Raw genomic sequence first — 5233 nt, 5'->3', positions numbered from 1 at the left:
TGCGGGTCCGGCTGTGGCTGGTCGCGCAGTTCCCCGCGCCCCTGAAGACCTAGGGGCGCGGGGAACTGCGCAGTCTTTTGGGGGTTCGGGGGCGGAGCCCCTGAGTAGTGACGATGGGGGTCCCCCCGCTCGAGCGAAGCCGAGAGTGGGGGAGGGTAGGGGCGGCGGGGGCGAGGAAAGGCTGTTGTCAGGCGCGCGTGCCGCCCACGGGTGGGGCCGGGGTGAAGTGGACCGGGAGGGACGTCAGGCCTCGTAGCCAGGGGGAGGGACGGCGGGTCAATGACGTCGCAGGGACCGCCAGGTCGATGTCCGGGAGGCGGTCCAGGACTACCTCGATGGCCGTGCGGGCTATGACCTCCGCTATTTCCTGGGCCGGGAACGGGCAGCGGTGCTCGCCGTGGCCGAAGGAGAAGTGCGCGCTGTTGCCACCGGTCAGGGCGGAGCTGTGGGTGCGGACCTGCGGATCGTGGTTGGCGGCCTGGAGGCCGAGGAGCAGGAGGTCACCGGCGCGTACGGCCCGCCCCCCGAGCCGCGTGTCGCGGGCGGCCCAGCGTCCGGCCACGTTCTGGGTGGGCGTGTCCTCCCAGAGCACCTCGTTCATCGCCTCGGCCACACTGCGGCGCCCGCCGAAGAGTGAGGCCGCGAACCGCTCGTCCGTGAGCATCAGCCGCAGCGAGTTGCCGATCCAGTCGGCGGTCGGCTGGTGCCCCGCGGCCATCATGACCATCAGATCCTGGGTGATCTCCTCGTGCGTGAAGCCTCCCGCGGCCCCGCCACCATGGCCTCCCGCATGTCCTCCCGCATGTCCCCGCGCGAGCATCCGGCTGACCACGTCGTCCGCGGGGCGCGCCGCCCGGTCCGCCACCAGGTGGGCCATCGCGGCGGCCACGTGCAACTGCCCGGCGATGGCGCCCTCGTGGCCGTCGACCATGTCGTTCAGGGCGGCGACGAGCCCGGGGCCCTGTTCGTCGGCGAAGCCGTAGAGGGTGGCGAGGACGCGTACGGGCAGCAGGGACGCGTAATCCGCGACGAGGTCCGTCGCGCCCTTGGTGCACACCGCGTCGATCAGTTCGTCGGCGAACCGCTCGGCAAGGGTGCGCAGTTCGAAGGCGTCGACGGCTTCGAGGGCGTCGCCGACCATCGCGGCCCGCTCGCGATGGCGTTCGCCGACGGTGTAGAGGATGGACGGCTGGCCGCGGCCTATCACCGGCAGCAGTGGCCAGTCGTCGGGGACCCGGTCCCACTGGCTCCAGAGGCCGGAGTCACGGCTGAACAGCACGGGATCCCCGGTGACTTGGTGCAGCTCGCGGTAGCCGAGCACGAGCCAGGCCGGGATGTCGCCGTCGAGCAGCACCGACGCCACGGCACCGTGCTCGCGCCTCAACTCCCGGTACAGCTCGGCGGGTTCGGCCAGGAACCGGGGCCCGTTGAGGCGCACGGGGGCGGGGTTCACTGGGTCAACTCCGGCGCGGGTGCGGCGACCTGGTCCTGCGGCGTACCGGCGGCGCCCTCGGCCGCGTACGGACTCCTCGCGGCCCGCACCCTCTCGATGACCTGCGGGTCCTCGGCGAGGTACAGGCTCTTGATGTGCTCGATGAGGGTGATCAGGACACGCTTGCCGGAGTCGCGGGAGCGTGCGTCGCAGTCGAGGAGCGGGATGTGCGGGGCGAGGTCGAGGGCGTCGCGGACCTGGTCGGTTGTGTGGGCGGGGCCGCCGAAGTCGTTGCGGGCGACGATGAACGGCGTACCGAGGCGTTCGAGCCGGTCGATGGCGTACCAGGAGTCGTCGATGCGGCGGGTGTCGACGAGGACGACCGCGCCGAGCGCGCCGGTGAAGAGCCGGTCCCAGAGGTACCAGAAGCGCTCCTGGCCGGGCGCGCCGAAGAGGTAGAGCACGGTGCGCGCGCTGAGCGTGATGCGGCCGAAGTCGAAGGCGACGGTCGTCCGGGACTTGCCGGGCACCGCGCTGACGTCGTCGACCGTCCCGCCGGCCCCCGTGATCGTCTCCTCGGTGCTGAGGGGGCGGATCTCGCTCACCGAGTGGATCAGCGTCGTCTTGCCGACGCCGAAACCGCCCACGACCACGATCTTCAGCCCGTTGTCGGCGGACGCCTCCAGCGGCGTACGAACCTCGGGCGCACGGTCTTCCGGCGCCCCGTCGTCCGGCGCGCGGTCCTCGGGTGCACGGTCCGCCGGCGCATGGGCGTCGGGCGTGCAGGCTTCGGACGTACGGGCGTCGGACGTACGGGCGTCGGCGGTTGGTTCAGAGGTTGCGGAGTCCAACGAGCACCTGCTCCAGGATGTCGGGATCGGGGCGGCCGGCGATTGAGGCCCTGCGCGGGTGACGGGCGCTGACGCGGCCCTCGGCGAGGAGGTCGGAGAGCAGGATCTTCGTGATGCTGACCGGCAGCCGCAGCTCCGCGGCGACCTCCGCGACGGCGGTGGGCCGTTCGGCGAGGCGCAGGATCGCCGCGTGCTCCGACTGCATGCCGGGGACCGCGTCGCACTCGGCGACGACCAGGGTCACCAGGTCGAACGGGGTTCCGGGCGTGGACCGGCTGCGTCCTTGCGTGACGGTGTAGAGCCGGTCGGGCGCGTCGTCCCTGCCCGGCCGGCTCATGACGTACGTGGCTGCGCGCTCAGTGACGTACGGGGCTGTGAACTCAGGTGTTCGCCGAGCTGTTCCACGAGTTCGGCCATGTTGTGCCCGACGAGCCCGGGGTCCGCCTCCTCGGCCGTGACCAGGGCCAGGTGCGCGCCCTCGCCCGCCTCCACGATGAACAGGACCCCGCCGTAGAACTCGGCCATCGCCGACCGTACGCCCCCGGTGCCGTCCCCGAACTCCATGGACGCCCCGTGGGACAGCGACTGGATACCGGCGGCGATGGCGGCGAGCTGGTCGGCCTGGTCGACGGAGAGTTCCGGCGTACGGCACAGCTTCAGACCGTCCCGCGAGAGCACGAGCGCGTGCCGGGCGCCGGGGGTGCGCGCCAGCATGCCCTGCATGAGCCAGGTCAGCTTCTCCTCGGTGGAGGCGGAGGCGGAGGCGGCGACGGAGGAGTAGGCGGTGGGGGAGGGGGACGCCGATGCGGCGACGGCGGCCGTTGCCGTGCTGCCGGTGGGGCCGGTGGGGCCGGTCATGAAGTGGGGTCGCTTTCCGGGTGGGAGGTGGCAGGGCTCGTACGGGCTTGTACGGGCTCCTCCGCCGACGTCCCTCGGACGGCTTGGCGGAAACTGCTGAAGCGGGCGGCGCGGGTCATCACGTCGTCGGGCGCGGGGCCGGGGGCCTCCGGGGAGTTGGGGGAGTAAGGGGTGCCGGCGCCGTCGGATCTGTCGGATCTGTTGGATCCGTCGGGGCCGTCGGGGTTTTCGAGCGCGGTCGGCGGCCGGTTGCGCGAGCGCTGGGCCTCCACTTCGGCCTCCGCCTCGGCGAGGGTGCGGCCCCGGCGGCGCTTGGGGAGGCTGACGAGGGGGTCGGCGACCACGGGCTGGAGCGGGGAGCCGTGGGTCGGCACGGGCTCCGGGTCCAGCTCGGAGCGGGCGTGCGCGGCGGCGTACGACTCCTGGGGGCGGGGCCAGGGCTGGGGCTGCGGCCAGGACTGCGGCGCCGGGTCGGACGCCTCGGGCTCGCGGGCGTGACGGGCGGCGTGCACGGCGTGAGGGTCGTCGGCGCCATGGGTCCCGTGGGTGCCATGGGTCTCAGGGGCGTCATGCGTGGCCGGAATCTGGACCCAGGCCACGGCCGGGCCCGGTGCCGAGGCCGGGGTCGCGGTCGGTACGTGGGGCGTGGGCGGTACGTGGCTCAGGGGTGGTGCCGGGGGCGAGGTGAAGGCCGTGGCCGGTGTTGCAGCCCATGCGGCACCCGTACCCGTACCCGCATCGGTATCCGCATCGGCATCCGTACCCGCGCCCGAAGCCGAAGCCGAAGTCGGCTCCGGGGTAGGCGTCGACGCCGAACCCCAAGCCGACGTCGGTGCAGCCTCCGGAGCCGAGTTGTTCGTCGAAGTCGGCATGGAAGCCGACGTCGAGGCCGAAGCAGGCACCGAAGCCGACGTCGAAGCGGAAGCCCACGTTGAACCGGAAGCCGAAGCCGAAGCCGAGGTCGAAGCCGAACTGGGCGTCCAAGTCGGAGCCTGCGTCGACGCAGGCGTAGGCGTCGCCGTCGAGGCCGGGCTCGCGAGGATGTCCTGGGGAATGAGCACCAGAACGCCCGTGCCGCCGCGTGCGGAGGGGCGGAAGGAGACCTTCAGGCCGTACTTGCGGGAGAGGCGGCCGACGACCGCGAGGCCGAGCCGGGTGCCGCTGAGGCCGCCGAGTTCCGCCTCCTCGCCGGAGACCGCGCGTTCGGCGCGGCGCAGCTGCACCTCGCCCATCACCAGCCCGCTGTCCTCCACGGAGACGATGACTCCGGCCGGAACCTCCTCTACGTAGACGTGCACTTCGGCCGTCGGAGGCGAGAAGTTCGCTGCGTTGTCGAGGATTTCGGCGAGTGCGTGCATCACGCCCTCGGCGGCGTGCCCGGCGACGGCGGCCTCGCTCGACGAGTGGACACGTACACGCTGGTAGCCGCTGATACGGCCCATCGCGCCGCGCAGGATCGACTCCATGACGATGGGCCGCGCCCAGCGGCGGCCCGAGCGCGCGCCCGCGAGGACGGCTACGGAGTCGGCGAGGCGGCCCGCCTGGGCGGTGCGGTGGTCGAGGTGGAGGAGGTCGGTGAGGACGTCCTCGTCGGCGTGCCGCTCCTCCATGGCGCGCAGGTCGGCGAGCATGCTCGTGGCCAGGGCCTGCAGCCGGCCCGCGGTGTTGGCGGCCGCCGAGATCGCGGCGGCGCGTTCGGTTCTCGCCTGTCGCAGTTCGTCGGCCACGCGCGCGTGCTCTGCGCCGAGGCGGACGCGCTCCCGGTCGAGTTCGGCGGCCAGGCGGACCTTCTGGTGGGTGTTCTGCTCGGCGAGGCGGGCGCGTTCCCGGGTGTGGTCGTCGGTCAGACGCGCGCGTTCGCGGGCGGACTCCTCGGTGAGGCGGGCGTGCTCCTGGAGCAGTCGGCCGGCCTCCTGGGACACCGCTTCGAGGCGGCGGACGAGTAATCGCGACGTCGCCATGGAGCGGCTCGCCAGGGCGACGGCAGCGCACAGCAGGACGACGCCCGCGCTGCCACCTCCTCGCCCATCCCGACGCGGAGGTGAGCTGGAAGGGCAGGGACATCCCCGTCACCGCGCATCTTCTGCGGGGC

Annotated in this window: 5 protein-coding genes and 1 pseudogene; 1 reads left to right on the top strand and 5 read right to left on the bottom strand. The window is 72.8% G+C overall.

Annotated features, from left to right (window positions below; genetic code table 11):
* Window positions 1-187 precede the first annotated feature (187 nt).
* From O3Q52_RS48495 to O3Q52_RS48475, 5 genes are all read right to left on the bottom strand, one after another.
* The gene (locus O3Q52_RS48495; protein ID WP_269654833.1) at window positions 188-1453 is read right to left on the bottom strand and encodes a cytochrome P450; all 1266 of its coding nucleotides are present in this window, start codon (window positions 1451-1453) and stop codon (window positions 188-190) included.
* Window positions 1450-2118: an ATP/GTP-binding protein gene (locus tag O3Q52_RS48490; protein ID WP_269654835.1), complete on the bottom strand. Its 669-nt coding sequence runs from the start codon at window positions 2116-2118 to the stop codon at window positions 1450-1452. The genes O3Q52_RS48495 and O3Q52_RS48490 overlap by 4 nt, the downstream gene beginning before the upstream one ends.
* 145 nt (window positions 2119-2263) lie before the next feature.
* Window positions 2264-2620 (bottom strand): DUF742 domain-containing protein, encoded by a 357-nt coding sequence (locus tag O3Q52_RS48485; protein ID WP_269654832.1) that lies wholly within the window; start codon window positions 2618-2620, stop codon window positions 2264-2266.
* Window positions 2617-3006, bottom strand: coding sequence for a roadblock/LC7 domain-containing protein (locus O3Q52_RS48480; protein ID WP_234048755.1), 390 nt, complete (start codon window positions 3004-3006; stop codon window positions 2617-2619). Before O3Q52_RS48480 ends, O3Q52_RS48485 begins: the two co-directional genes overlap by 4 nt.
* Before the next feature lie 131 nt (window positions 3007-3137).
* Window positions 3138-5102: an ATP-binding protein gene (locus O3Q52_RS48475; protein WP_332113015.1), complete on the bottom strand. Its 1965-nt coding sequence runs from the start codon at window positions 5100-5102 to the stop codon at window positions 3138-3140.
* Between the two features lie 53 nt (window positions 5103-5155).
* Between O3Q52_RS48475 and O3Q52_RS48470 the strand changes: the two are divergent.
* A pseudogene (locus O3Q52_RS48470) lies at window positions 5156-5233 on the top strand (nitroreductase family deazaflavin-dependent oxidoreductase); the annotation flags it as partial.

The organism is Streptomyces sp. ActVer, assembly GCF_027270795.1.
GTDB lineage: Bacteria > Actinomycetota > Actinomycetes > Streptomycetales > Streptomycetaceae > Streptomyces > Streptomyces umbrinus_A.
The sequence above is the reverse complement of the archived record's forward strand: the minus strand, read 5'-3'. Positions and strand labels throughout refer to the sequence as shown.